23 protein-coding genes, 1 tRNA gene and 3 pseudogenes are annotated in these 26,354 nt (G+C 67.0%); 25 read left to right on the top strand and 2 right to left on the bottom strand.

The features are described 5' to 3' along the window. Positions 1 to 50: 50 nt before the first annotated feature. The 25 genes and pseudogenes from thyX (at position 51) to ID132_RS07700 (ending at position 24,851) form a co-directional block, all read left to right on the top strand. Positions 51 to 782 (top strand): FAD-dependent thymidylate synthase, encoded by a 732-nt coding sequence (thyX, locus tag ID132_RS07580; protein WP_193128264.1) that lies wholly within the window; start codon positions 51 to 53, stop codon positions 780 to 782. Further along, a complete protein-coding gene (hemW, locus tag ID132_RS07585) occupies positions 772 to 1,986 on the top strand; it encodes a radical SAM family heme chaperone HemW (RefSeq protein ID WP_193128265.1) in 1,215 nt (404 codons plus the stop codon). Before thyX ends, hemW begins: the two co-directional genes overlap by 11 nt. Positions 1,987 to 2,025: 39 nt before the next feature. Further along, positions 2,026 to 2,997: a heat-inducible transcriptional repressor HrcA gene (hrcA, locus tag ID132_RS07590; protein ID WP_193128284.1), complete on the top strand. Its 972-nt coding sequence runs from the start codon at positions 2,026 to 2,028 to the stop codon at positions 2,995 to 2,997. A gap of 46 nt (positions 2,998 to 3,043) precedes the next feature. After that, positions 3,044 to 4,138 carry a molecular chaperone DnaJ gene (gene dnaJ, locus ID132_RS07595; protein WP_125106026.1) on the top strand — a complete coding sequence of 365 codons (1,095 nt, stop codon included), beginning with the start codon at positions 3,044 to 3,046 and terminating at the stop codon, positions 4,136 to 4,138. Further along, positions 4,138 to 4,869, top strand: coding sequence for a 16S rRNA (uracil(1498)-N(3))-methyltransferase (locus tag ID132_RS07600; RefSeq protein WP_193128266.1), 732 nt, complete (start codon positions 4,138 to 4,140; stop codon positions 4,867 to 4,869). Before dnaJ ends, ID132_RS07600 begins: the two co-directional genes overlap by 1 nt. An 18-nt stretch (positions 4,870 to 4,887) precedes the next feature. After that, positions 4,888 to 5,235, top strand: a complete 348-nt coding sequence (locus ID132_RS07605; RefSeq protein ID WP_125106024.1) for a histidine triad nucleotide-binding protein — start codon at positions 4,888 to 4,890, stop codon at positions 5,233 to 5,235. Between the two features lie 28 nt (positions 5,236 to 5,263). Continuing rightward, positions 5,264 to 6,190, top strand: coding sequence for a PhoH family protein (locus ID132_RS07610; RefSeq protein WP_125106023.1), 927 nt, complete (start codon positions 5,264 to 5,266; stop codon positions 6,188 to 6,190). Then, complete coding sequence (gene ybeY, locus ID132_RS07615; RefSeq protein WP_125106022.1) at positions 6,187 to 6,663, top strand: rRNA maturation RNase YbeY; 477 nt, start codon at positions 6,187 to 6,189, stop codon at positions 6,661 to 6,663. Before ID132_RS07610 ends, ybeY begins: the two co-directional genes overlap by 4 nt. Before the next feature lie 15 nt (positions 6,664 to 6,678). Continuing rightward, complete coding sequence (locus ID132_RS14780) at positions 6,679 to 7,944, top strand: hemolysin family protein (protein WP_241209072.1); 1,266 nt, start codon at positions 6,679 to 6,681, stop codon at positions 7,942 to 7,944. Next, on the top strand, positions 7,941 to 8,828 hold the full coding sequence (gene era / locus ID132_RS07625) for a GTPase Era (protein WP_193128267.1): 888 nt from the start codon (positions 7,941 to 7,943) through the stop codon (positions 8,826 to 8,828). Before ID132_RS14780 ends, era begins: the two co-directional genes overlap by 4 nt. Next, positions 8,794 to 10,152 (top strand): sensor histidine kinase, encoded by a 1,359-nt coding sequence (locus ID132_RS14785; protein WP_125106019.1) that lies wholly within the window; start codon positions 8,794 to 8,796, stop codon positions 10,150 to 10,152. The genes era and ID132_RS14785 overlap by 35 nt, the downstream gene beginning before the upstream one ends. Before the next feature lie 9 nt (positions 10,153 to 10,161). Continuing rightward, positions 10,162 to 10,833: a response regulator gene (locus ID132_RS07635; RefSeq protein ID WP_193128268.1), complete on the top strand. Its 672-nt coding sequence runs from the start codon at positions 10,162 to 10,164 to the stop codon at positions 10,831 to 10,833. 94 nt (positions 10,834 to 10,927) lie between these two features. Then, complete coding sequence (locus tag ID132_RS07640; RefSeq protein WP_125106017.1) at positions 10,928 to 11,668, top strand: ATP-binding cassette domain-containing protein; 741 nt, start codon at positions 10,928 to 10,930, stop codon at positions 11,666 to 11,668. Between the two features lie 157 nt (positions 11,669 to 11,825). After that, complete coding sequence (gene leuA / locus ID132_RS07645) at positions 11,826 to 13,565, top strand: 2-isopropylmalate synthase (RefSeq protein WP_193128269.1); 1,740 nt, start codon at positions 11,826 to 11,828, stop codon at positions 13,563 to 13,565. Between the two features lie 15 nt (positions 13,566 to 13,580). Beyond that, positions 13,581 to 14,345 carry a DNA repair protein RecO gene (gene recO, locus ID132_RS07650; RefSeq protein WP_193128270.1) on the top strand — a complete coding sequence of 255 codons (765 nt, stop codon included), beginning with the start codon at positions 13,581 to 13,583 and terminating at the stop codon, positions 14,343 to 14,345. A 5-nt stretch (positions 14,346 to 14,350) separates the two neighbouring features. After that, on the top strand, positions 14,351 to 15,154 hold the full coding sequence (locus tag ID132_RS07655; RefSeq protein ID WP_193128271.1) for an isoprenyl transferase: 804 nt from the start codon (positions 14,351 to 14,353) through the stop codon (positions 15,152 to 15,154). Positions 15,155 to 15,181: 27 nt separating this feature from the next. Then, positions 15,182 to 15,832, top strand: coding sequence for a lipoyl(octanoyl) transferase LipB (lipB, locus tag ID132_RS07660; RefSeq protein WP_193128272.1), 651 nt, complete (start codon positions 15,182 to 15,184; stop codon positions 15,830 to 15,832). Then, entirely contained in the window at positions 15,829 to 16,854 is a 1,026-nt protein-coding gene (gene lipA / locus ID132_RS07665) for a lipoyl synthase (RefSeq protein ID WP_125106012.1), read from the top strand. Before lipB ends, lipA begins: the two co-directional genes overlap by 4 nt. Positions 16,855 to 16,905: 51 nt before the next feature. Next, positions 16,906 to 18,292 (top strand): annotated as a pseudogene (locus tag ID132_RS07670) (glycine--tRNA ligase). Between the two features lie 51 nt (positions 18,293 to 18,343). Then, a pseudogene (dusB, locus tag ID132_RS07675) lies at positions 18,344 to 19,499 on the top strand (tRNA dihydrouridine synthase DusB). A gap of 2 nt (positions 19,500 to 19,501) precedes the next feature. Then, a pseudogene (locus tag ID132_RS07680) lies at positions 19,502 to 20,786 on the top strand (deoxyguanosinetriphosphate triphosphohydrolase). Positions 20,787 to 20,796: 10 nt separating this feature from the next. Beyond that, the gene (dnaG, locus tag ID132_RS07685; protein ID WP_193128273.1) at positions 20,797 to 22,674 is read left to right on the top strand and encodes a DNA primase; all 1,878 of its coding nucleotides are present in this window, start codon (positions 20,797 to 20,799) and stop codon (positions 22,672 to 22,674) included. Positions 22,675 to 22,698: 24 nt separating this feature from the next. Next, positions 22,699 to 23,679, top strand: a complete 981-nt coding sequence (locus ID132_RS07690) for an ATP-binding cassette domain-containing protein (RefSeq protein WP_125106007.1) — start codon at positions 22,699 to 22,701, stop codon at positions 23,677 to 23,679. Beyond that, positions 23,676 to 24,671, top strand: a complete 996-nt coding sequence (locus ID132_RS07695; protein WP_193128274.1) for a D-isomer specific 2-hydroxyacid dehydrogenase family protein — start codon at positions 23,676 to 23,678, stop codon at positions 24,669 to 24,671. Before ID132_RS07690 ends, ID132_RS07695 begins: the two co-directional genes overlap by 4 nt. Before the next feature lie 107 nt (positions 24,672 to 24,778). Continuing rightward, positions 24,779 to 24,851, top strand: a tRNA-Asn gene (locus tag ID132_RS07700). 59 nt (positions 24,852 to 24,910) lie between these two features. Here the strand turns inward: ID132_RS07700 and ID132_RS07705 are convergent. Both ID132_RS07705 and ID132_RS13870 read right to left on the bottom strand, forming a co-directional pair. After that, positions 24,911 to 26,164 (bottom strand): APC family permease, encoded by a 1,254-nt coding sequence (locus ID132_RS07705; RefSeq protein ID WP_125106005.1) that lies wholly within the window; start codon positions 26,162 to 26,164, stop codon positions 24,911 to 24,913. Positions 26,165 to 26,168: 4 nt separating this feature from the next. Beyond that, the coding region (locus ID132_RS13870; RefSeq protein WP_235988382.1) for a peptide deformylase at positions 26,169 to 26,354 on the bottom strand (186 nt) is incomplete at its 5' end.

Here is a 26,354-nt window from a genome sequence, read left to right on the forward strand (position 1 = left end):
GCCGTTTGAGTCGAGTCTGGGCCGCCTGCGACGCGGTTAGGATTGAACGTGTGAGTGGTGACATCGAATTCCGCAGCGACGTAACCGTCGAACTCGTCCGGGCCCAGGCCACCGACCGCGATGTGCTCTTCGCGGCCCGCGTTTCGACCGTGGGCGAGCAGAGCCTCGACTCCGCGACCGGCGACACCGCCGAGCTCGCAAAGCGCGACCGCGGTCTGATCAACTACCTGATGCGCGACCGTCACGGCACCCCGTTCGAGCACAACTCGCTCACGTTTTACGTGCAGGCGCCGCTCTTCGTTTTCCGTGAATTCCAGCGCCACCGCATGGCGAGCTACAACGAAGAGTCGGGCCGCTACCGCGAGCTGCGACCGGTGTTCTACGTACCGGACGCCGAGCGCAACCTCCGCCAGGAGGGTCGTCCCGGCAAGTACGAGTTCTTCCCCGGCAGCGCCGAACAGGTCGAGCTCGTGCAATCCGAGGTGCGCGGCCAGTCCGAGGCCGCTTACGCGAGCTACCAGCGGATGCTCGACGCCGGCGTCGCTCGCGAGGTCGCGCGCACCGTGCTCCCGCTGAATATCTACTCGTCGATGTACGTGACGATGAACGCCCGCTCGCTCATGAACTTCCTCTCGCTGCGGCGCAAGGCCGAGGGCTCGACGTTCCCGTCATTCCCGCAGCGCGAGATTGAGATGTGCGCCGAGAAAATGGAAGACCTCTGGTCGCAGCACATGCCCGTGACCGCCGAGGTGTTCCAGGCGAACGGTCGCGTTGCCCCCTAGCGCGCTGCCCGACGGCGCCCCGGTGCCGCAGGACGGCTCGCTGCCCGGGTCCGTCACGGAGGGCCTCGCGGGTCGGCAATTCGGGGCGTACGTGCACATCCCGTTTTGTCGCGTTCGCTGCGGCTATTGCGACTTCAACACCTACACAGCGACCGAGCTGCGGGGCGTGAGCCAGGCAAGCTACGCGGATGCGGTGGCGCAAGAGATCGCGCTCGCTCGGGGCGTGCTCGACCAGGTCGGGCATCGTGAGCCGCTCAGCACCGTGTTCTTTGGCGGCGGCACGCCGACGCTGCTACCTGCCGCCGACCTGGTGCGCACGCTCGGTTCGCTCCGCGACACCTTCGGCATCGTCGAGGGCGCCGAGGTTACGACCGAGGCGAATCCCGACTCGGTCGACGCCCACTATCTCTCGGCACTGCGTGAGGGCGGCTTTACCCGCGTGAGTTTCGGGATGCAGTCGGCGGTGCCGCACGTGCTGCGCACGCTCGACCGTACGCACGACCCGCTCCGCGTGCCAGAGGTCGTCGCCGCGGCGAAGGCGGTCGACCTCGAAGCCTCCGTCGACCTGATCTACGGCACGCCGGGGGAGTCGCTCGACGACTGGCGTCGCTCGGTCGATGCCGCGCTCGAACTTCAACCGACGCATATCTCGGCGTACGCGCTCATCGTTGAACCTGGCACGGCCCTCGCTCGGCAGATCCGTCGAGGCGAGGTCGCCGAGGTTGACGACGACCTGCAGGCCGAGATGTACGAGTATGCCGATGCCGCGTTCGCCGCGGCCGGCTTCCAATGGTACGAGATTTCAAACTGGTCGCTCGATGGCGCGCATCCGTCGCGGCACAACCTCGCCTACTGGCACGACACCGACTGGTGGGGCTTCGGGCCGGGCGCCCACAGCCACGTAAACGGCACACGATTCTGGAACGTGAAGCACCCCGCGGCATACGCGCAGCGACTCGCGGAGGGCACTTCACCCGCCGCGGCTCGTGAGGTGCTCGACGACGAGCAGCGCTACGCCGAGCGCGTACTGCTGCGCTCGCGCCTGGTTGAGGGTTTGCCGCTCGAGGAGCTGCGGGATCGCCGCGCCGTCGCGGAACTCATCGCCGATGGCCTCATCGAGGGTGCCGACGCAATTCGCGGCACGCTGCGACTTACCGTTCGCGGTCGGCTGCTTGCCGACGTGGTTGCCCGAGCGCTCGCCTAAGCCGAAGTAAACTGGTCGCCATGGTGAGCGAACGCAGNCATCGGCGACTATGTCGCCACGCACGAGCCTGTGGGGTCGAAGCGGTTGGTGGAGCGCTATCAATTTGGCGTGTCTGCGGCGACAATCCGCAACGATATGGCCGTCCTCGAGGAGGCCGAGCTCATCGCAGCGCCGCACACTTCGTCGGGGCGTGTGCCCACCGACAAGGGCTACCGCGTCTTCGTCGATCAGCTCGCCGACGTACGTCCGCTCACCACGGCGCAGCGGCGGGCCATCGCGCAGTTCATGGAGGGTTCGCTCGAGCCCGAGGAACTGCTCACCCGCTCGGTGCGCACGCTCGCGCAGCTCACCGGCACCGTGGCCATCGGCCACCTTCCCTCACTCCTCGACGCGCACATCCATCGCATCGAGCTCGTCTCGCTGTCGGTGCGCCGCGTGCTGGTGGTGCTCATCACCGACACAGGCCGTGTCGAACAGCGCATCGTCGATCTCGAACGCGACACCGGCGACGAGGAGTTTCTCGCGCTGCGCGACCTCGTCAATGAACGGCTCGTTGGCAAGCGGCTCGAAGACGCCGCGGACGAGCTGCGCGAGCTGCATGACGGCGATGACTTCGGCGGGGTCGCCGACCGGGTGCTGCAATCGCTCGGGCAGCAGGTGTTCGCGAACCGCGACGACAAGCTGATCATCGCCGGCGCCGCCAACCTCGCACTGACGGAGCACGACTTCTCGTCGATCTTCCCCGTGCTCGAGGCGATCGAAGAGCAGGTAGTCTTGCTGCGACTCGTCGGGGAACTCGATCTCGACGAACGCGGCGTTGCAGTGTCGATCGGTCACGAGAACCTCAACTCGGCGCTTGAGGAGACGAGCATCCTCGCTACCGGCTATACCCCCGACGGTGAGGCCCGAGTGGGTATCCTCGGTCCGACGCGTATGGACTATCAGCGCAACATCGCCGCCGTTCGGGCGGTCGCGCGATACCTCTCGCGCAGCTTCGACACTCCGAGCTGACTACGGCTCCAACCACTTCATTTCATCCACTCAGGAGGCAGAGGTCTTGGCAGACCACTACGAGACACTCGGTGTGAGCCGCGAGGCAAGCCCAGAAGAGATCAAGAAGGCGTATCGCAAGCTGGCCCGTCAGCTGCACCCCGACGTCAACCCGTCGCCCGAGGCGGCCGAGAAGTTCAAGGACGTCACCGCTGCCTACGACACCCTCTCTGACCCGCAGCGGCGGCAGCAGTACGACCTCGGCGATGCCGGCGGAGCTGGCGGCGGATTCGGATTCGGCGACATCTTCGACGCGTTCTTCGGTGGCCAGGGCTCGCGCCGCGGCCCGCGTTCGCGTGCCCAGCGGGGGCAGGATGCGCTCGTGCGCGTCGACCTCGACCTCGCCGATGTGATCTTTGGCACGCATCGCGACATCGAGATCGCGACCGCGGTGCGCTGCGAGACCTGCGAGGGCAGCTGCTGCGCGCCAGGCACGAGCCCGACCACGTGCTCGACCTGTGGTGGCGCGGGTGAGGTCACCCGCCAGGTGCGCTCAGTGCTCGGCCCGGTCGTCACCTCGAGCCCCTGCGGCGTCTGCCAGGGCTACGGCACCGTCATCGAGCACCCCTGCGACACGTGCCACGGCCAGGGCCGCGTGCGCGCGCAGGTCACCCTGCCCGTTGACATTCCCGCGGGCGTCGACACGGGCCTGCGCCTGCACCTTCCAGGTCAGGGCGAGGCGGGTGCCGCGGGCGGCGCCTATGGCGACATCTACCTCGAGATCCGTGTGCGCGAAGACGACACCTTCACGCGTGACGGAGACAACCTGCTCGCGGCCGTCGAGGTCTCGATGGTCGACGCGGTTTTCGGTACCTCGGCCACGTTGCCCGGCGTGGATGGCGACATCGAGCTCGAGATCCCGGCCGGCGCACAGTCTGGCGACGTGCTCACCGTGCGCGGTCGCGGTGTGACCCGCCTGCGCAGCCCCATGCGCGGCGACCTCGACGTGACCCTGCAGGTGCGCACGCCGACGAAACTCGATCACAAGCAGAAGGATCTGCTCAAGCAGTTTGCGGCCCGCGACAAGCACCCCCAGGCTCCCGGCCTGATCAAGGACCAGCCCGGACTGTTCTCGAAGCTGCGCGGGAAGTTCGGCCGCTAGTGGCACACGCCTACTTCGCCGCCGGTCTTGCCGCGGTTCGCTCCGGCGAACTGATCACGGTGAGCGGCGGCGAGGCGCGCCACGCCGTGGGCGTCGCGCGCCTGCGCGTCGGGGAACAACTCACCCTGCTCGACGGCGAGGGTGGCAGCGTCATCGCCGAGGCGAGCGAAGTCGGCGCAGCAGAGTTCACGGCGCGGGCACTCGCCGACGCGACGGTCGAGCCTGCGCCGAGCCCCCGGATCCTGCTCGTTCAGGCCCTCGCGAAGGGCGGCCGTGACGAGATGGCGCTGCAGGCCTCGGTCGAGCTTGGCATTGACGGGGTGATTCCCTGGCAGGCGCAGCGCTCGGTGTCGACATGGCGGGGCGACAGGGTCGTGAAGCAGCACGAGCGGTGGCAGACGATCGCTCGGGAGGCGAGCAAGCAGGCGGTGCGGGCGCGAGTGCCGCGGGTGGATGCGCCGGTCACCACGAAACAGCTCGCGCAACTCTCGGGCACACTTCGGCTCGTGGTGCTCGACCCGATCGCCACTGCGCCATTGAGCGAGCTCGAGCCGGATGCGCGGGATCTCGCGCTGGTGGTGGGCCCCGAGGGCGGCATCGACGAACGTGAGTTCGGGCTGCTCACCGAGGCGGGCGCTGAGCGCCGACGGCTCGGTGCAAATGTGTTGCGCACCTCGACCGCGGGCCCAGCGGCACTTGCGGCGATGTTCACCAAGCTCGGGCGCTGGTAGGCGACTAGACTCACCCGCATGGCCGAGAGCATTTTCACCCGGATCATCAATCGCGAGATTCCCGCCGAGATCGTTGCTGAAGACGATCGCGTCATCGCGTTCACCGACATTCACCCCAAGGCACCGGTGCATCTGCTCGTCGTGCCGAAGGACCCGCAGTATCGTGACGTGACCGAGCTCGCTGCGGGCGACCCCGAGTTGCTCGCGCACGTCGTCGCGACGGCCAAGCGCCTCGCGGGCGATCACAGCGACGGCGATTTCCGTCTCGTGTTCAACACCGGTGCGAACGCCGGTCAGACGGTATTCCACGTACACGCGCACGTCCTTGCGGGCGGGCTGGAGGAAGGCTCACTTGGAGCAGACTGAACGAACAGTCGTAATTGAGGGTGCTTCGATGCTGCACCTGCTCGGGCCGGGCGATCGCCTCCTGAGCACGATCGAAGCCGAGCATCCGAGCGTCACGGTGCTCGTGCGAGGCAATGAGGTGCATCTGCGGGGCGATGTCGACGACGTCGAGCTCGCTGAGCGGCTCGTGCGCGAGATGGCGTCGCTCGCAAGGTCGGGCGCCATGCTCGCGCCCGACGAGATCGCGCGCTCGAAGCAGCTGCTTTCGAATGGCGAGGGTCCATCGCCGACCCAGGTGTTTGGCGAGGCTATCGTCAACGCCCGCGGTCGCGCCGTGCGGGCGAAAACGCTCGGACAGAAGCGGTACGTCGACGCCATCGACGTCAACACGGTCACCTTCGGCATCGGCCCCGCCGGTACCGGCAAGACCTACCTCGCCATGGCGAAGGCCGTGCAGGCGCTCCAGCGCAACGAGATCAACAAGATCGTGCTCACGCGCCCCGCCGTCGAAGCGGGGGAGCGCCTCGGCTTCCTGCCGGGCACCCTCAACGACAAGATCGACCCCTACCTGCGGCCACTCTTCGACGCCCTGGGCGACATGCTCGACCCAGACCTCGTCGTCAAGCTCATGAGCCAGAACGTGGTCGAGGTGGCACCCCTCGCGTACATGCGCGGCCGCACCCTGAACGACGCGTACGTGATCCTCGACGAGGCGCAGAACACGACGCAGGAGCAGATGAAGATGTTCCTCACGCGCCTCGGCTTCGGCTCGAAGCTCGTCGTGACGGGCGACGTCACCCAGGTCGATCTTCCCGGCGGCAACTCCGGTCTCCGGCACGCGTCGCGGGTGCTCCGCGACATCCCCGACATTCACTTTGCCGAGCTCACGAGCGACGACGTCGTTCGCCACAGCCTCGTCGCAAAGATCGTCGACGCCTATGACGAGTACACGAGCCGCCAGGAGCACAGCCGATGAGTATTGAAATCAACAACGAGTCGGGCGCCGAGGTCGACGAGTCGTCGGTGCTCGGCCTGGCGACGTTCGCGCTCGACTACCTGCACGTGCATCCGGACGCCGAACTCAGCATCGTATTTGCCGATGTCGGGGTCATGGAAGAGCTCCACGTGCAGTGGATGGACGAGCCGGGTCCGACCGACGTGCTCAGCTTTCCCATGGACGAGCTACGCCCCGGCTCGATCGAGCGGCAGACGCCTCCCGGTTTGCTCGGTGACATCGTCGTCTGCCCCGAGGTCGCGGCCGCTCAAGCCGTCACCAACCGGCACTCGACGATGGACGAGATTCGCTTTCTCGTGGCCCACGGCATCCTGCACCTGCTCGGTTTCGACCACGCCGAGCCCGAGGAACACAAGCGGATGTTCGGGCTGCAAGACGAGATCCTCGCGGGGTTCGCGGCGCAAGAGCGCAAGAAGCAGCGGGGTCGTAAGTAAGTGAGCGGACCGCTCGTGGTCCTCATCACCATTCTCCTCATCGTCGGCGCGGCACTGCTCGCCGCCGTCGAGTCGGCCATTGCGGTGCTTTCCCGCGCCGACGTGGTGGATGAGGCCGAGGCGGCGAACTCTCCCGACACGCTGCGTCGCATCGGCGACAACATGTCCGGGCACCGTGAGGCCGTCGGCTTCGCGCGCATCGGCGCCGAGACCCTCGCGACGGTGCTCATTTCGGTCTGGTTTGCCACCTTCGTGGCCGGACCGTGGCTCGCGTTTCTGTTCGCCTCGCTGCTCATGCTCGCGGTGCACGTGCTGTTTACGGGGTCGACGCCCCGCACGATCGGCCGAACACACCCCCGCGACACGCTGCGGATGCTCGGCTGGCTCGCGCGCGGCTGCCGCGTCGTGTTCGGGCCCATCAGCGATCTGCTCGGCACGCTTGGCGACATCGTGACCCCCTCGCAAAAGCATCGACACGCGACCGTCTCGAGCGAGGAGCAACTCCTCTCGATGGTCGACGCCGCCACCGAGCAGGAGGTGCTTGACGAGGATGACCGCGAGCTCATCCATTCGGTGTTCGATTTTTCGGACCGTCTCGTCCGCGAAGTGATGGTTGCGCGCACCGACATGCTTACGGTCGACGCTGACGACACGGTGCACGACGGCCTGCGGTCACTGCTCGAGGTCGGCATCTCGCGCGCGCCGATCGTCGGCCGTGACAGCGACGACATCCGCGGCATCGCGTATCAGAAAGACCTCGCCCGGCACCTGCTCGAACACCCCGAGTCGACGCTGCGGGTCGCCTCGCTGGCACGGCCCCCGGTGTTCGTGCCCGAGTCCCTCGCCGCCGACACGCTGCTGCGCCGGATGCAACGCGACTCGACGCACTTCGCGATGGTCGTGGACGAGTACGGCGGCATCGCTGGGCTCGTGACCCTCGAGGACCTCATCGAGGAACTCGTCGGCGAGATCAGCGACGAGTTTGACCGCGGCGGTGACGAGTACGAGCGACTCGAGGACGGTACGCTCGTAGTCTCGTCGCGCATGAACATTACCGATCTCGGGGAGCTCCTCGACATCGACCTCGAACACGAAGACGTGGACTCGGTGGGCGGCCTGCTCACCACGGCGCTCGGCAGGATTCCACAGCTCGGCGACCACGCCGAGATCGGGGGACTCGCGCTCCTCGCCGACCGCGTCGGGCGTCGCCACCGCGTCACGCGCATCCAGGTGCGAGTGCTCGCACCGCACTCTACGAACGAAAAAGAGGAAGCAGCATGAGCGAGTACCGCGCCGGATTCGTCACCTTCATCGGGCGCCCGAACGTGGGCAAATCGACCCTGACCAACGCGCTCGTGGGCGAGAAGATCGTCATCACCTCGTCGAAGCCGCAGACCACGCGCCGCGCGGTGCGGGGAGTCGTGCACCGCGACCACGGCCAACTCGTCATCGTCGACACGCCGGGTGTCCACCGGCCCCGCACGCTGCTCGGCCAGCGGCTCAATGACGTCGTCGAAGAGACGCTCGCTGAGGTCGACGTGGTCGGGTTCTGCGTGCCTGCCGACGAAGAGCTCGGCCCCGGCGACCGCTTCATCAACGAGTGGGTCGACAAGGCGAAGCGCGCGAAGAAGGTGGCGCTCGTCACCAAGTCCGAACTCGTGTCGAAGGCCAAGGTCGCCGAGCAGTTGCTTGCGCTCGCCGAGCTGCGCGAGTGGGATGCGATCATCCCGGTCTCGTCGGTCGACGACATCAACCTTGAGCCGCTCGTCGACGAACTTATCGGGCTCATGCCCGAGTCGGAAGCGCTGTACCCGGCCGACATGGTCACAGAAGAACGCTACGCACAGCGCGTCGAGGAGCTGATTCGTGAGGCCGCGCTCGAGGGTGTGCACGACGAGCTGCCCCACTCGATCGCCGTGCAGATCGAAGACATTCTCGACTCCGACGATGGTAGCCGCGAGATCTTCGCCAACGTCATTGTCGAGCGCGACAGCCAGAAGGGCATCGTCATCGGCAAGGGCGGCTCGCGCCTCAAGATGGTGCGCCAGCACGCGGCGAAGCAGATCAGCGCCATCTCGCCGACCAAGGTGAAATTGACGCTTCACGTCAAGGTGGCGAAAGATTGGCAGCGTGACCCAAAGCAGCTCGGCCGCCTCGGCTTCTGACGTTCCGCCGCAACCGCGGCGTCGCGTCAACTCGCCGCTACCGGCGTGGCTGCGCCACACGGTTGGCCACAACGGGCAGCACCGGTGGCTCGTCGACAGCGTCTTCGGCATCGGCATGATGCTGACCATCGGCTTCCCGTTTACGACCCGAGCCGACTGGAGCTACTTCTTCAACTGGGCGTCGGTGCCCGTGTGGCTGCTCTTCACCGCCGCCTGCGTCATTCGACGCATATCACCGTGGGCCTCGTTCGTGCTTGTCACGATCGGTTTCTGCATCAAGCTGCTGCTGGGGCTGCGGCCGCACGGCATGGAAGTTGCGATCCTCATCGTGCTTTACACGGGCGCCGTCTGGGGCTCGCGCACGCTGTTCTACCTCACGGCCGTCGCGAGCGTCGTGTACCCGGTCGTGCAGTCGGCCTACATCGCGACCTTTCCGCAGGACATGCCATTCATCACGATTTTTGCGGGCGACGGCATCGTCAGCCTCGACCGCATTATCGTGAACTTCTCGATCGTTGCCGTGCCGTTGACGCTGTTTGCCATGATCAGTTGGGTTGCGGGCGCGCTGCAGCGCATGCAGATCTCAACGAGCCGATCGGCGCACTCGGCGCAGATCGCCGAGCTCGAGTACCAGCGGGCGCAGGAACAGCTCGTGGTCGAACAGGAGCGCAGCCAGATCGCCCGCGACATGCACGACGTCGTCGCGCACTCCCTGGCCGTTGTGGTGGCACAGGCCGACGGCGGCCGTTATCTCATGAAAAGTTCGCCGCAGGCCGTGGAGCCGGTGCTCGCGACGATTTCCGAGACGGCTCGCGACGCGCTGCTCGATGTGCGCGGCCTCCTCTCGCAGTTGCGGCACACCCAAGCCGAAACCGAGCGCAAGACGCTCGACGACCTCCCGCCGCTCATCGGCCGCATCCGTGCCGCCGGCCTCAACCTACAGACGAATATGCAGGGGGAGCCGCATCCGGTGGGTGCGAACGCCGAGGTGGCGATCTACCGGCTCGTGCAGGAGTCCCTCACCAACGCGCTCAAGTACGGTGACGGTCGATTCCCGACGCGCTTGCAAACCCAATGGGGCGAACAGCTGGAGATCACGGTGCGCAATCGAGTCTCACGCAAGCCGAAGTCCCAGAGCGGATCTCGCCACGGTCTCGTCGGGATGCGCGAGCGACTCGCCGTCGTCGGCGGCACGGTCGCGGCCGGTCCGCAGGGCGAGGACTGGGTGGTAACCGCGACGGTGCCGTACTCGGACCGCTCGCGTGCGGCAGCAACTCCGGGCTTGCCGAACCTGCAGAACGAGGATGTTGGCGGCACGACGTAATCTGTTGCCATGAACGAATCTCCCCAGCACGGCGGTCCGATCCGCGTCGCGCTCGTCGACGACCAGCAGCTCTTCCGCGGCGGCATCCGCATGCTGGTCGACTCGCAGGATGACATGGCGTATGTCGCCGAGGCTTCCGACGGCGCCGAAGCCGTCCGCCTCGCGATGTCGGTGAAGCCCGACGTGATTCTCATGGACGTGCGCATGCCGAACATGGATGGGCTCGAGGCGACCCAGCAGATCGTCGCCCGCGGACTCGAAAGCCGCATCCTCATCCTCACCACGTTCGACCTCGACAAGGCGGTCGCGCGCGCGGTCGCGGCCGGCGCCTCGGGCTTCGTGCTCAAGGACGCCGACCCCGAGTTCCTGCTCGCCGCCATCCGCACCGTGCACGGCGGCTCGGAGGTGTTCGCCGCACAGGCGACCGCCGACCTCATCCGCCGTTTCTCGCAGTCGCCGAACCGGCTCGAGGGCGAACCGGAGGAGTTCGAGGCCCTCACAGAGCGTGAGCGCGAGATGTTCTTCCTCGCAGCGAAGGGCATGTCGAACGGCGAGATCGCGACCCAGGAGTTCCTCTCAGAAGCCACCGTCAAGACGCACATTTCGCGCATCCTGGCGAAGCTTGGCCTGCGCGACCGCGTGCAGCTCNTCGTCTACGCGTACGAGCACGGGCTGCTCTAGATTGCGCACCGGCGACAGAGTCATACCTGCGTATGACGCCCGTTCGGATGTGTCGCTGACGAATCATGCTGAGCCTGGTCGTAACGTGGATCGCATGAACGCCCAACCCAAATTCGCTGCCGGGCAACACGCCCCCGGTGCGTACGGGATGGAAGTGTTCGGCCTCCACCGCACCGGCAATGCGCCGCTGCATCGCGTCAGCTTTGTTGCGCGCAGGGGCGAGACCACGGCGCTGTTGTCGCCCGACGGCTCGGGCGGCGCCGTGTTGCGTGCCGCCCTCGGCTTCGAGCCCGTTGAGTCGGGTTTTAGCGTCATCGAGGGTCGGCGCTTCGTGCCGGCCCCCGGTCCCGAGCCGATTGCCGACCCCGAGCGGGTAGGCGTACTGTTGCGCGACCCGGTGGTCACGCAGGGGCGCACCCTTGACGAGCACCTGCGCCAGGGGCTTCTGCCTGATCACCGTGGGGCGCTCGGGCAGCAGGAAGTGCAGACGCTTCGCGACTCGCTTGGCTTCATGAACGCCGGCAGCGCTATCGTGTCGGAGTTGCCGCTCTCGCTGCAGTACCGCGTCGCCATTGGGCGAGCGGTCGCCGCGAGGCCCGCCATCATCGCCGCCGACGACCCCTACGGTGGCCTCCCGGAGCGCGAGCGCCACCTGCTCGTGTCGTTGCTGCGCGCGGTTGCCAGCGAGCACGGCATCGGCGTCGTGCACGCGACGGGCGATGTCGACCTCGCCACGCGGGCAAATCACGTCGTCGTGATCGAGGGCGGGCGCATCACGAACGACCTGCGCGGCACCCTGCGCGTGCAGCGGCTGCTCGGTCGCAACGTGCGCTAGCTCGACGGGCGCCAATTTTGGCGGTGCTACGCTAATCGCATGCATTCGTACGGCACCCTCCTCCTTCTATGCCGCGGCGGGGCTTAGCAACTAAGCCTTCCCTGCCGCGGAGTTGAAGCATGGCTTAGGCCAAGAATCTTCAGGAGAGAGTTCGCACATGCGCAATCTGCAGCAGCCGTCCAAAATGCCCACCCACCGGTACGTCTCGTACGCGGACCAGTTTGGTGTCACCCTTCCCGACCGCACCTGGCCCGATCAGGTCATCACGAAGGCACCACGCTGGTGCGCCGTCGACTTGCGCGACGGTAACCAGGCCCTCATCGACCCGATGTCGCCCGAGCGCAAGCTGGTCATGTTCGACCTGCTCGTGCGCCTCGGCTACAAAGAGATCGAGGTCGGCTTCCCGTCGGCCAGCCAGACGGACTTCGACTTCGTTCGTCGTCTCATCGACGAGAACCACATTCCCGACGACGTGACCATTCAGGTGCTGACCCAGGCGCGCGAGCACCTCGTCAAGCGCACCTATGAGTCACTGCGCGGGGCCAAGCGCGCGATCGTGCACCTCTACAACTCGACGAGCGTGCTGCAGCGCGAGGTCGTATTCCGCCAAGACCGCGAGGGCGTGAAGCAGATCGCGCTCGAGGGCGCACGCATGTGCAAGCGCTTCGAGTCCATCGCCGAGGGAACCGAGATTTTCTACGAGTACTCGCCCGAGAGCTATTCCGGCACCGAGCTCGACTACGCGCTTGAGGTGAGCAACGCGATTATCGAAGAGCTCGACGCGACGCCCGAGCGCCCGATCATCATCAACCTGCCCGCGACCGTCGAGATGTCGACGCCGAACGTCTACGCCGACTCGATCGAGTTCATGCACCGCAACCTCGCCCGCCGCGAATCGGTGATCATTTCGCTGCACCCGCACAACGACCGCGGCACCGCGGTGGCCGCGGCTGAGCTCGGCTACATGGCTGGCGCGGACCGCATCGAGGGCTGCCTGTTCGGCAACGGCGAGCGCACCGGTAACGTCGACCTCGTCACCCTCGGCATCAACCTGTTCACGCAGGGTGTCGACCCCGAGATTGACTTCTCGAACATCGACGAGATCCGCCGCACGGTCGAGTACTGCAACCAGCTGCGCGTGGGGGAGCGCCACCCATGGGGCGGCGACCTTGTCTACACCGCGTTCTCGGGCTCGCACCAGGATGCGATTAAGAAGGGCTTCGAGGCGATGGCCGCAAAGTCGGACGAGACCGGCGTACCTGTCGACGAACTCGAGTGGGCTGTGCCGTACCTACCGGTTGACCCACGCGACCTCGGCCGCACGTACGAGGCCGTTATCCGCGTCAACTCGCAGTCGGGCAAGGGCGGCGTTGCCTACCTGCTCAAGGAGCACCACAACATCGAGCTCCCGCGTCGCTTGCAGATCGAATTCTCGGCAACGGTGCAGCAGCGCACCGATGCCGAGGGTGGCGAGGTCGCTCCCGACGACATTTGGCAGATCTTCGTTGACGAGTACCTGCCGGCAACTGAGGACGCTGAGAAGTGGGGCCGCCTCGAGATCTTCGGCGTCCGCACGGCAACCGAAATGGACGGCACCACCGCGATCACGGTGAAGCTGCGCCGCGAAGACGAAGAGCTCACGATTGAGAGCACCGGCAACGGACCGATCAACGCGTTCCTCAACGTGCTCGAAGACCGCGGCTACGAGGTGAAGCTCTACGACTATGTCGAGCACACGCTGTCGGCATCGGGTGACGCCCTCGCTGCGGCCTACGTCGAGCTCGAAGTCAACGGCCAGCGACTGTGGGGCGTCGGCATCGACCCCGACATCTCGAACGCCTCGCTCAAGGCGATCGTGTCAAGCGTGAACCGCGCGGTGCGCAACGCGCAGCACTAAGTACGAGGGCTGAGGATGCCGAACTATACCGACGAGGTCGTGATTCTTCGCGGCCGTCCGCTCGGTGAGGCCGACCGCATCCTCACCTGTTTCGGGCGACAGCACGGCAAGATCAGTGCTGTCGCCCGCGGCGTGCGCCGTACCGCGTCGAAATTCGGCGCACGCGTCGAGGCGGGCAACGTCATCGACGCGCAGTTCTACACTCGTGGCCACGGACCCGCCGGCCTCGACACCCTCACCCAGGCCGTCACGGTGCACAGCTTCGCGGCCAAAATGGTTGACGACTTCGACGTCTACACGATGTCGGCCGCGATCCTTGAGGCGGCAGACCGCATCCTCGAGGCCGAGCCGGCGCCGTTGCAGTTTGCCCAGCTCGTCGGCTCGCTGCGGTATCTCGCGCGGCGTGAGCATCCCGCCGGGCTCGTACTCGACGCCTACCTGCTGCGTTCCCTCTCGCTGGCCGGTTGGCGGCCGACATTCACCGACTGCGCCCGCTGCGGCAAGCCCGGCCCGCACTCGCGCATCTCGCTCACCGCTGGCGGCGCGGTGTGTGACGACGACGCCCGCTCGAGCGGTGCCGTCATGTATGCGGATGTCGACACCATGCGCCTGCTCTGGGCCCTGCTCGCTGGCAACTGGGGCGTTGCTGAGGCGAGCGACGACGGCACGCGCGCGGCCGCGCATCGCATCGTGAGCGCGTACGCGCAGTTTCACCTCGAACGCGGGCTTCGGTCGATGGCGGTGCACGACCAGGATCGCCCCGGCCCCGGCGTACCCTAATCGGTATGACTACGCCCGAGGCCCGCACGTTCAAGCCCCTGGACTGGACGGGACTCACGCCGCCGGCGTTTCCGAGCGGCTCAGTTCCCGAACACGTCGCCGTCGTCATGGACGGCAACGGCCGCTGGGCAAACCAGCGAGGCCTGCCGCGCACCGAGGGGCACCGCGCTGGTGAGGCCGCGCTGCTCGACGTTGTAGCGGGCGCCGTGCAGGCAGGCGTGAAGCACCTTTCGGTCTACGCGTTCTCGACCGAGAACTGGGCCCGCTCGGCCGCCGAGGTGCGATTTCTCATGGGCTTCAATCGCGAGGTGCTGCACCGGCAGCGAGATCAGCTGCATGCCTGGGGCGTGAAGGTAGTGTGGTCGGGCAACCGCACCCGCCTGTGGAAGTCGGTGATCAAGGACTTGCTCGCCGCCGAAGAACTTACCCGCAACAACACCGGCATGACGCTGAATATGTGTGTCAACTACGGCGGGCGCGTTGAGCTGCGGGATGCGGTGCAGGCAATCGCGCGTGACGTCGCGGCGGGCAAGCTCAAGCCCGAACGCATCCGTGAGTCGCACATTGCGGCACACCTGTACCAGCCACAGCTGCCCGACGTCGACCTGTTCGTGCGCTCGTCGGGGGAGCAGCGCACCTCGAACTTCCTGCTCTGGGAGTCGGCCTATGCCGAGATGGTGTTTCTCGACACGCTGTGGCCAGACTTCACGCGAGAAGATCTCTGGCGCGCCATCGGACTCTACGTGTCTCGCGACCGCCGCTTCGGCGGTGCGGTCGACGCGCCGCAGCACGCCACGGAAACACCTTGACGGCAACAATCTGCTTTACTGGACGGCGTGCAACAACTACGCCTCTTTGAATCAGGCCGTTCGAAGTACCTCGACGTCGACGCGATTCAACGTCGCATTCACGCCGATGTGGCGGGTGGTACCCACCCGAGCACGGTGATCTACTCGGAGTTCGACCCCGTCTACACGGCCGGCTCTCGCACCGCCGATGCCGACATTCCGAACGAGGATGTGCCGATCGTGCGCATCGACCGCGGCGGTTCGGTGACCTACCACGGCCCGGGGCAACTCGTCGCGTACCCGATCGTGCTCATTCACGGCCGACAGGATGTCGTCGCCTACGTGCGGGCCCTCGAAGCGGCCGTCATGGGCGCCGTCGCCGAGCTGGGAGTGCAGAGCCAGCGCGTCGACGGCCGCACCGGCGTGTGGCTGGTGCGCGATGGCGTGCCCGACCGCAAGCTTTGTGCCATTGGCGTGCGCTTCTCGAAGCACGCGACGATGCACGGGCTCGCACTCAACGTGCATCCGAAGCTGCACGACTTCGATCGCATTGTGCCGTGCGGCATCCGCGACGCCGGTGTCACCTCGCTTGCCGAGCTCGGTGTCGACGCCAGCCTCGCCGAAATCGCCGACGTGCTGCACCCGCACCTCGACCGTCAACTTGTCCGTTTCCAGGCACCCGTGGAGGTGACCGCATGAACACGCTCGCACCCGAAGGGCGAAAGCTGCTGCGCGTTGAGGCGCGTAACGCCGAGACCCCGATTGAGACCAAGCCCGAGTGGATTCGCACCCGCGCCACCGCGAACGAGCAGTACCAGGACGTCAAGCGCCTCGCGCGCCAGAGCAACCTGCACACCGTCTGCGAAGAGGCGGGTTGCCCGAACATCTACGAGTGCTGGGAGGACCGCGAAGCGACGTTCCTCATCGGCGGCGACCAGTGCACCCGCCGCTGCGACTTCTGCATGATCGCGACGGGTAAGCCCCTCGACTACGACCGCGAGGAGCCGCGCCGAGTGGCCGAGTCGGTGCGCGAGCTCGGCCTCCGCTATGCGACCGTCACGGGGGTCGCGCGCGACGACCTGCCGGACGGCGCTTCCTGGCTCTTCGCCGAGACCGCGAGGCAAGTTCACGCGCTGAATCCGGGCACCGGCGTCGAGCTGCTCGTCGATGACTTCCGCGGCGGCGACGACGCGATCGTCGCGGTCTGCGAGGCTGAACCCGAGGTGTTCGCCCACAACATCGAGACGGTGCCGCGTATCTTCAAGGAGATCCGCCCTGGGTTCCGCTACGACCGATCGTTGCGGATGCTCGCCCGGGCGAGCGAGCTTGGCATGGTTACGAAGTCGAACCTCATTCTCGGCATGGGGGAGACCCGCAACGAGATCGAGGCGACAATGCGCGAGCTGCGCGAACACGATGTCGACATCCTCACGCTGACCCAGTACCTGCGCCCGAGCAAGCTGCACCACCCGATCGATCGCTGGGTGAAGCCCGAAGAGTTCATCGAGCTCTCCGACATTGCTCGCGAGCTCGGCTTCGTCGGCGTCATGGCCGGTCCGCTCGTGCGTTCCTCGTACCGGGCCGGCCGCCTGTGGGCCCAAGCGACCAAGGCTAAGGGTCGCCCGATTCCGGAGCAGCTCGCGCACCTCGACAGCGACACCCCGGCGCGTCAGGAAGCCACCGAGGTGCTCGCTCGCCACATGGCTAAGATGGGAAGCTGATTCTCGCTGGCTCTGCGCCGGCGCCCGCCCACCATCAGGAGTGTTCATCAGATGGCAGCCTCCAAGCTCGACCAGGTCATCGCGCTCGCTAAGCGACGCGGCTTTGTGTACCAGGCGGGTGAAATCTATGGAGGCTCGCGCTCGGCGTGGGACTACGGCCCCCTCGGCGTCGAACTCAAGGAGAACATCAAGCAGCAGTGGTGGCAGTACTTCGTGCGTGGCCGCGCCGACATGGTCGGCCTCGACTCGGCGGTGATTCTGCCGAAGCGCGTGTGGGAGGCCTCGGGCCACGTCGCGACGTTCACCGACCCGCTCATCGAGTGCACGAACTGCCACAAGCGCCAGCGGCAGGACCACCTGCTCGAGGCATTCGAGGCAAAGAAGGGCCGCGAGGCGACGGGCATGGACGAGATCGTCTGCCCCGAGTGCGGTACCAAGGGCCAGTGGACCGAGCCCCAGAACTTCTCGGGCCTCATGAAGACCTACCTCGGCGCGGTCGACAACGAAGAGGGCCTGCACTACCTGCGCCCCGAGACGGCGCAGGGTATCTTCGTCAACTTCAACAACGTGGTGACGACTGCGCGGAAGAAGCCGCCGTTCGGCATCGGCCAGGTCGGCAAGTCGTTCCGCAACGAGATCACGCCCGGAAACTTCATCTTCCGCACCCGCGAGTTCGAGCAGATGGAAATCGAGTACTTCGTGCCGCCAGCGGATGCGTCGCAGCACTTCGATGAGTGGGTCGAGGCCTGCTGGAACTGGTTCGTCGACCTCGGCATCAACCCCGAGCACATGCGCCAGTTCGACGTCCCCGCCGACGAGCGCGCGCACTACTCTGACCGCACGATCGACTTCGAGTACGAGTTCGGCTTCAGCGGCAGCGCCTGGGGCGAGCTCATGGGTGTGGCCAACCGCACCGACTTCGACCTCAAGTCGCACACGGACGCGTCGGGCACCTCGCTGCAGTTCTTCGACCAGGCGGCCGGCGAGCACTACACGCCGTATGTGATCGAGCCTTCGTTCGGTCTCACCCGCTCGCTCATGGCGTTCCTCGTCGNACGCGTACGAGGAGGACGAGGCGCCGAACGCGAAGGGCGGCACCGACACTCGCACCGTGCTGCGCCTCGACCCGCGCCTCGCGCCGGTGAAGGCCGCCGTGCTGCCCCTGTCGAAGAAGGAAGAGCTTGCCCCGCTGTCGCAGCGCGTCGCCGAGGAGCTTCGCGCCGGTGGCCGCTGGAATATCGACTACGACGACGCCGGCCAGATCGGCCGCCGGTACCGTCGCCAGGACGAGATCGGCACACCGCTGTGCATCACGGTTGACTTCGACTCGCTCGACGACAACGCCGTGACCGTGCGCGACCGCGACACCATGACGCAGGAGCGCGTGAGCGTCGACCGCCTGTATGGCTACGTCGCCGAGCGCCTGCGCGGAGCCTAATCGCAGCTCGGGGTCGCCAATACGGGCGCGGGGTGCGAGAATAGTTCGGTTATGCCGACTGCAACTCTCTCGCACGCACTCGCGCTGAAGATTGGCGACCTCGAGGTCGCCTCGCCGGTCGTGCTCGCGCCGATGGCCGGGGTGACGAATGAGGCGTTCCGTCGGCTCTGCCGCGAGTACGGCGCCGGCCTGTATGTCACCGAGATGGTGACGACCCGGGCACTCGTCGAGCGCAACGAGTCGACGATGCGACTCATCCGCCACCATCCGTCGGAAGACATCCGGTCGATCCAGCTCTATGGCGTCGACCCGATCACCGTCGGTGACGCCGTTGGCCTCCTTGTCGACGAGGATCGCGCCGACCACATCGACCTCAACTTTGGCTGCCCCGTACCCAAAGTCACCCGTCGTGGTGGCGGTTCGGCGCTGCCGTGGAAGACGGATCTATTCGAGGCGATCTGCGCAGCCGCGGTGCGTCGCGCCGGCGACGTGCCCCTGACGATCAAGATACGCAAGGGCATCGACGATGATCACCTGACCTACCTCGAGGCGGCGAAGATCGCCGAGCAGGCGGGCGTCGCCGCGATCACGCTGCACGCGCGCACGCTCGAGCAGCAGTACTCGGGCACGGCTGATTGGGACGCGATCCGCACGCTGAAAGAGACCATCACGTCGATTCCGATCCTCGGCAACGGCGACGTGTTCGAGGGTGAGGACGGCCCGCGCATGATGGCTGAGACCGGCTGCGACGGCGTCGTCGTCGGTCGCGGTGTGCTCGGCCGCCCGTGGCTCTTCGGCGATCTCGAGGCGGCGTTCTCGGGTAGCGAGCGGCGTATCCAGCCCGGCCTGCGCGAGGTCGGTCACGCGATGGTGCGCCACGCCGAGCTGCTCGTCGACTTCTTCGGCAACGAAGGCCACGGTTGCCGCGACTTCCGCAAGCACGTCGCCTGGTACTTCAAGGGATATCCGGTCGGTGGCGAGCTGCGCAAGCGCTTCGCGCTCATCGACACGCTCGACGAGCTGCGCGAGCTCGNCTGATGGGCTTGAGGACTCCTCGTGGCCGGGCGTCGGCGCCGAGGGCCCGCGCGGCCGTTCGGGCAGCCCGAAGCGCGCCGTGCTGCCGCAGGGCTGGCTCGACTCGCGCCGCCTGCTCGACTCCGAGAGCGCCGACATCGCGGCTGCCGAACTTGACGTCTCGGGAGGCTAGGGATGCGCGCGCCCGGCCTGAATGGCCCCGCGAGCGAGTACTCGCTCGACGACGAAGCCCGGTTCCTGCCGGAGTTCCACGAGAACCGTCGCCGCTCATCCTTCGCCCGTGACCGGGCGCGCCTGCTGCACTCCTCGGGTCTGCGGCGCCTCGCGCTGAAGACGCAGGTGCTCTCACCGACGACGGGCGCGGACTTTGCCCGCAACCGACTCACGCACTCGCTCGAGGTGGCCCAGGTCGGCCGCGAGATCGCCGGCTCGCTCGCGCTCGACCCCGACATCGTCGACACCGCGTGCCTCGCCCACGACATCGGGCATCCGCCGTTTGGCCACAATGGCGAGCGCGCCCTCAACGACTGGTCGACCGACATCGGCGGCTTCGAGGGCAACGCGCAGACACTTCGGCTCGTGTCGCGGCTGGAGCCAAAGGTATTCGACGAATCGGGGCTCGCCTACGGCCTCAACCTGACCCGCGCATCCCTCGATGCGGCGTGCAAGTACCCGTGGGATCGCGACACCGGCCTCGCACTCGGCACGCGCAAGTTCGGCGTGTACGACGACGACAAGCCGGTGTTCGACTGGCTGCGAGCCGGCGCCCCGAGCGGGCGCAAGTGCATCGAGGCGCAGGTCATGGACTTGAGCGACGACATCGCGTACTCGNGTGCACGACCTCGAGGATGCCGTGGTCGAGGGCTTCCTGCCCCTGACCGAACTCGAAGACGCCGAAAACCGCGAGGCAATCTTGTTCAACGCCGTCGAGTGGGCGGGGCGCAAATTCGACGAGGGCGAGCTCGGCGCGGCGTTCGATCGGCTGCTCACGCTGCCGTGGTGGGTGCACGACTATTCGGCGGCGGCGCGTGACCGCGCAGCATTGAAGAACCTCACCTCGCAGCTCATCGGCCGCTTTGCGAAAGCCTCAATTGCGGCGACTCTCGAGGCATACGGCAGCGAGAACCTGCTCATTCGCTTTGGTGCCGAGGTGATCGTGCCTCGCGAGATCGAAGCCGAGATCGCACTGCTCAAGGGCGCCGTGGCAGGCTTCGTCATGAGCCTGCCCACGCGCCAGCCGGTGTATGCCCGCCAGCGTGAGCTGCTCACCGAACTGCTCGAGGCACTCTGGGCCACCGGCACGCTGCACCTCGAGCGCGAGTTCTCCGACTTGTTCGACGAAGCCGACGACGACGCTGCTCGCCGCCGGGTGATTGTCGATCAGGTCGCGTCACTCACCGATCAGTCGGCGCTTGCGCTGCATGCGAACGTCGCCGCCGTCCGCGTAGCCACGGCCTAGAATCGGTGCCATGGCGCGCATCCGACGAACTGACATTGACGAGGTACGAGCGCGCACAAATATCGACGACGTCGTCGGCGAGTACGTCGCGCTGAAGTCGGCTGGCGTCGGCTCGCGCAAGGGCCTCTGCCCGTTCCACGACGAGCGCACGCCATCGTTCCATGTTCGCCCGCAGCTCGGCTTCTATCACTGCTTCGGCTGCGGTGAGTCGGGCGATGTCTTCTCGTTCCTGCAGAAGATGGACCACATCACCTTCATTGAGGCAGTCGAGCGGCTCGCGGGCCGCCTTGGCTACCAACTCACGTACGAGGACGGCGGCGAGGCGCCCGACCACAGCAACCGCGTGCGGCTGCTGCAGGTGAATGCCGAGGCCGAGAAGTTCTTCCAGGGCCAGCTCGCCACCGCGGACGCGCAGATCGGCCGCGACTTCCTTGGTGGCCGCGGGTTTGATCCGCAGGCGGCCGCGCACTTCGGCGTCGGCTACGCCCCGAAGTCGTGGGATGCGCTCTCGAAGCACCTGCGCACGAAGGGCTACTCGACGCAGGAGCTGCAGGATGCCGGGCTCGTGTCGACGAACGACCGTGGCTCGAGCTACGACCGTTTCCGCGGCCGGCTCGTGTGGCCGATTCGCGACACCTCCGGTCAGACGGTGGGCTTCGGCGCGCGCAAGCTCTTCGACGATGACAAGGGCCCGAAGTACCTCAACACACCAGAGACCGAGATCTACCACAAGTCCCGAGTGCTCTACGGGCTCGATCTTGCCAAGCGCGACATCTCACGCGGCCACAAGGTCGTCGTGGTCGAAGGGTACACCGACGTCATGGCCGCGCACCTGGCTGGCGTGACCACTGCGGTCGCCACCTGTGGCACGGCCTTCGGCGTCGACCACATCAAGATCCTGCGCCGCATCATGGACGACGAATCGAACCGCGGGCGCGTGATCTTCAACTTCGACCCCGATGAGGCGGGCCGAAAAGCTGCCATGCGGGCGTTCGCCGAAGAGAACCGCTTCGTCGCGCAGACCTTTGTCGCCGTCGACACCACGCACGAGGGCCTCGACCCGTGCGACCTGCGCCTGAAGCACGGCGACGCGGCGATCGTCTCGCTCATCGACCACGCCGTGCCGATGTATGAGTTCGTCGTGCGGGAACAGATCAAGCGCCACAACCTGCGCAACGCCGAAGGCCGGGTGGCCGCTCTGCGCGAGGCCGCACCGATCATCGCCAGCATTCGCGACCGCGCGCTGCGCCCCGAGTACGTGCGCCAACTCTCGGGCTGGCTCGGCATGGACCTCGAGCAGGTGCAACGCGAGGTGCGTCGACACGAGCAGGCGGCGAATTCGCCGAGCGACCCTCACGGCGACCCGAGTGGCATCGCCGACAACACGTACGCCATGCCGGTCGTGCGCATGCGCGACCTGCCAAACGACCCGATCACCCGACTCGAGCGTGACGCGCTCGGTGCAGTGCTGCAGTACCCGAAGATGCTTTCCGAGGTGCAGCTCGACGGCGTGCTCGCGGCGAACTTCTCGGATGCGTCGCTCGACACGGTGCGAAATGCCATCGTGGCAACCCGCGGAACTCTCGGCACGCCGCAGTGGCTGCCGGAGGTGCACGAGGAGGTGCCGTCGTCGTTTGTGCCGCTCGTGACCGACCTGTCGATGGCGCCGCTGCCCGCCGGTCCCGGCCCCGAACAGGTGGCCGCGTACGTACGATCGGTCACGGCAGCGCTCGTTGAGCGCGACCTGCTTCGCCGCAAGGCGGAGTTGCTCGGTGAGTTGAAGCGCACCGACATTGAGACCGATCCGCTTGGACACCGCGAGTTGAGCGAGCGGCTCGTCGAGGTTGAGCGCCGCAAGCGCGAGCTGCGCGAGTCCGTCGAGGCCTAAGCGCGCGACCGCTAGGCTCGTGGCATGAGCAGCGTCATCAGTGCCCGGGATCTGTCGATTTCCTACGGTCCGCACATCGGCGACGCTGAGGCCCGAGTCCTTTCGGGCGTGAACATTGAGCTGCGCGAGGGCGAGATTCTTGGCGTCGTCGGCTCGGCCGGCAGCGGCAAGACGTCGCTCGGTCGCGTGATTTCGGGCCGCGGCCTGCTGCGCGGAGCACCGCATCCGTGGCCCTGGATTTCGGGCGGCGAACTGCACGTTGACGGCGTCAACCTGCGCAAACCCACCCGGGCCGACCTGCGCCGCCTGCCCCTAACCGTCGGGTACCTCGCGCCGAACTCCGGTCAGACGATGCGCAACGACCTCACTGTCGCCGAAAACATCGCCGAGCCGGTACTGAGCCGCGACCGGCACTTCGACAAGCGCTCGCTCGGCAAGGCAGCCGCGCTGCTCATCGACGCGGTCGACCTCGAGCTCGGCGTGCTCAACCGCTTTCCGTTCGAGCTCTCGCGAGGTCAGCGCCAACGCGTCGCGTTCGCACGCGCGCTCATCGTCGAGCCGCGGCTGCTCATCGTCGACGAGCCGGCGCAGGGCGTCGACGTCATTGCGCGCCCGGCACTTTTCGAGCTGCTCGAACGCCTCAATCGTGGCCGCACGCTCTCGATGCTCGTCATCAGCAACGACCTCGCAACCGTTGAGCGACTCACGAGCAACGTCGTCATCACCGACCGCGGCACGGTGCTCGCGCGGGGCAAGATCGACGAGGTGCTGCGCGACCCGTTCGACCCGTATCTGCAGCGGATGCGCGACGCCCGCGAATTCGCCCGCGCGCCCCTTCCTGGCCTGGTCGACCGCGACCTTGTCGCCGCGGCCGAGCGGGTGGCCGGCGGGTTGTTTCGCGACGACGACCCCGATGAGGTCGCCGCCGCCGAGCGCGATCGACTCGTCGAGGATCGCCCGGAGTTTGCACGATTCCACACCGATGAAGAGGAGACCACCAATTGACCGAGTTTCACCACCGCGAAGTTCTGAGTGCGCCGGCCACGAAGCTCGAGGGCGACGCGCGTCCCGAGCCCGGCAAGATCACGGTGCTGCCCGCAGGGTCGGGACGGGCGCAGACGCAGACGGTGCTCGCTGCTGGGGGAGAGGTTGTCGAGCTGTCTGACGACACGCGCGGCCTCATCTACACGTCGTACCGCAACATCGAGCCGCTGTTCGAGGCGCTTGACAGCTACCCGGGCATCGGCTGGGTGCAGCTGCCCTACGCGGGGATCGACGCTTACGCAAAGCGCCTCGCACCGTACGCCGAGCGCGGCCTCGTGGTCACCTCGGCGAAGGGGGCGTACGCGCAGCCGGTCGCGGAGCACGCGCTCGCGCTCACCCTCGCGGCGCAGCGCAGCCTCGTCTTGCGCTCGCGTGCCACGAAGTGGGGCCCGTCGCTGGGCCGCTCGCTCTACGGCAATCACGTCGTTATTCTGGGCGCCGGCGGAATTGCGAGCGAGCTACTCAGCCTGCTGCGGCCCTTTGATGTGACTACGACCGTGGTGCGCCGCAGCGCGGCGCCGCTCGAGGGAGCCGACCGCACCGTGACGAGCGACGAGTTCGACGCCGTGCTGCCGGAGGCCGACGTCGTGGTGCTCGCTGCCGCTTCGACCGCCGAGACCTATCACCTCATCAACGCTGAACGGCTGCACGCCATGAAGCCGACATCGGTGCTCGTCAACATTGGTCGCGGCCCGCTCGTCGACACCGAGGCGCTCGACGCGGCCCTCAACGCCGAGGAGATCTACGGCGCCGCACTCGATGTGACCGACCCCGAACCGCTGCCGGAGGGCCACCCGCTCTGGTCGAACGATCGCTGCCTGATTACGCCGCACTCGGCCGACACCCCCGAAATGACCCTGCCGCTGCTGCTACGCCGAATCGACGACAACGTGCGTGGCTTCCTCTCGACCGGCGAATTCGTGGGGCTGGCCGACCCCGTGAAGGGGTACTAGGCGACCTCGCTCTGGGGCGCATCCACTGGTGATCGGATGCGAGCGGGGCGACTCGGCGGTCGATTTCACATTGCGCGCCGGGTGATGTTAGGCTATTCGAGTTGTCATCCCCGATAGCTCAATTGGCAGAGCAGCCGGCTGTTAACCGGCAGGTTGTTGGTTCGAGTCCAACTCGGGGAGCTTCTGCCCTCCGCCCTCGCGCGGAGGGCATCTTTCTTTTCCCTAGGCTACGGCCGTAATTACGACTTAGCGCTGGCGCTGCCCCGTCGGAAGATCAACCGACCGACGACGCCGAGGGCGAGCACCCCGAGCCCTCCGACAACCGACCACACGGGCAACGTGACGACGAGGACGGCGCAGAGCGCGGCGCCGAGCAGCTGCATCCACTTTGGATACCGGCGATCGTCGCCGCGCTGCTGGAGCGCCGAGAGGTTCGCGACGAGGTAGTACACGAGCACGCCGACACTCGAGAAGCCGATGACGTCGCGAATGTCGCCGATGAGGATCAACGCGGCTACGGCGACGCCGACCACGATGGTGAGCAGCGCCGGCACGTTGTGGCTCGGCGACAGGCGCGACAGCACAACCGGCAGATCGTGGTTGCGCGCCATCGCGAGGCCGGTGCGAGTAATGCCCGCGACGCCCGCAAGCAGGGCCCCCAGGCATGCGAGCGTGGCCGTGACGACCACAACCATGCCAACGCCCGGCGCACCGGAGACGAGGTCGACGAGCGGAGCATCCGACGCGGCGAGGCGCAGCGGCCCCAGTCGAGCTAGCAGCGTGACCGCCACGAGCACGTAGAGAGCGGCGACGAGCCCGAGCGTCGTGATGATGGCCCGTGGAATCACCCGGGTCGGGTCGCGCACCTCCTCGCCGAGGGTCGCGATGCGCGCGTAACCGGCGAAGGCGAAAAACATGAGGCCGGCCGACTGAAGCACCCCGTAGACCGAGACGTCGGGGATGAGCACGAAGGTCGCGTCGGAGGTCGGCGTGGTGGTCCACGCGACGATCAGGGTGACCGCGAGGCCGAGCAGCACGAGCGTCACGATGCCCGCGGCGGCGCGGGCCGTGCGCGTGATGCCGACAAGGTTGAGCACAACCACGAGTGCGACGGCGACGAGGCCGATCGCGCGCTGCCAGAACAGGTCGGGTACGAGATACGCGCCCAGGGTGAGGGCCATCGCGGCGGCCGAGGCGGTCTTGCCGATGACGAAGCCCCAGCCCGCGATGAATCCCGGCCACGCGCCGAGTTCCTGGTTGCCGAAGTGGTAGGTCCCGCCCGAGGTCGGGTACTTCGCCGACAGCTGCGCCGTCGAGGTCGCGTTGCAGGCGGCGACGAGCAGTGCGAGCGCGAGGCCAAGCAACAGCCACTCTCCGGCAACCCGGGCGGCCGGGCCGAAGACGCTGAAAACGCCGGCGCCGATCATGGCCGCGAGGCCGATGCTCATGGCTCCGAAGAGGCCGAGTTTGCGGTCGAGCGCCGGCTGCGTCACGGCGCTAGCCCTCGAGCTTCTCGTCGCCGGGCAGCCACGACTTACCGGGCACGTTCCAGCCGCGCTTGCGCATGATCTTGAAGGCCTGCTTGTGGTTGGGCACCGCAAGGCGGTCGACGTAGATCACGCCGTCGAGGTGGTCGTATTCGTGCTGCAGGATGCGCGCGAGCCAGCCCTCGGCGCGCAGCTC

It is taken from the genome of Gulosibacter sediminis (assembly GCF_014904065.1).
GTDB classification, from domain to species: Bacteria; Actinomycetota; Actinomycetes; order Actinomycetales; family Microbacteriaceae; genus Gulosibacter; species Gulosibacter sediminis.

Bases quoted from the DNA above. Each gene is read 5' to 3' on its own strand.
- ID132_RS07605 (WP_125106024.1), top strand. From the start codon at position 4,888: ATGGCCGAGAGCATTTTCACCCGGATCATCAATCGCGAGATTCCCGCC.
- ID132_RS07610 (WP_125106023.1), top strand. From the start codon at position 5,264: ATGCTGCACCTGCTCGGGCCGGGCGATCGCCTCCTGAGCACGATCGAA.
- ybeY (WP_125106022.1), top strand. From the start codon at position 6,187: ATGAGTATTGAAATCAACAACGAGTCGGGCGCCGAGGTCGACGAGTCG.
- era (WP_193128267.1), top strand. From the start codon at position 7,941: ATGAGCGAGTACCGCGCCGGATTCGTCACCTTCATCGGGCGCCCGAAC.
- ID132_RS07640 (WP_125106017.1), top strand. From the start codon at position 10,928: ATGAACGCCCAACCCAAATTCGCTGCCGGGCAACACGCCCCCGGTGCG.
- leuA (WP_193128269.1), top strand. From the start codon at position 11,826: ATGCGCAATCTGCAGCAGCCGTCCAAAATGCCCACCCACCGGTACGTC.
- recO (WP_193128270.1), top strand. From the start codon at position 13,581: ATGCCGAACTATACCGACGAGGTCGTGATTCTTCGCGGCCGTCCGCTC.
- ID132_RS07655 (WP_193128271.1), top strand. From the start codon at position 14,351: ATGACTACGCCCGAGGCCCGCACGTTCAAGCCCCTGGACTGGACGGGA.
- lipA (WP_125106012.1), top strand. From the start codon at position 15,829: ATGAACACGCTCGCACCCGAAGGGCGAAAGCTGCTGCGCGTTGAGGCG.
- dnaG (WP_193128273.1), top strand. From the start codon at position 20,797: ATGGCGCGCATCCGACGAACTGACATTGACGAGGTACGAGCGCGCACA.
- ID132_RS07690 (WP_125106007.1), top strand. From the start codon at position 22,699: ATGAGCAGCGTCATCAGTGCCCGGGATCTGTCGATTTCCTACGGTCCG.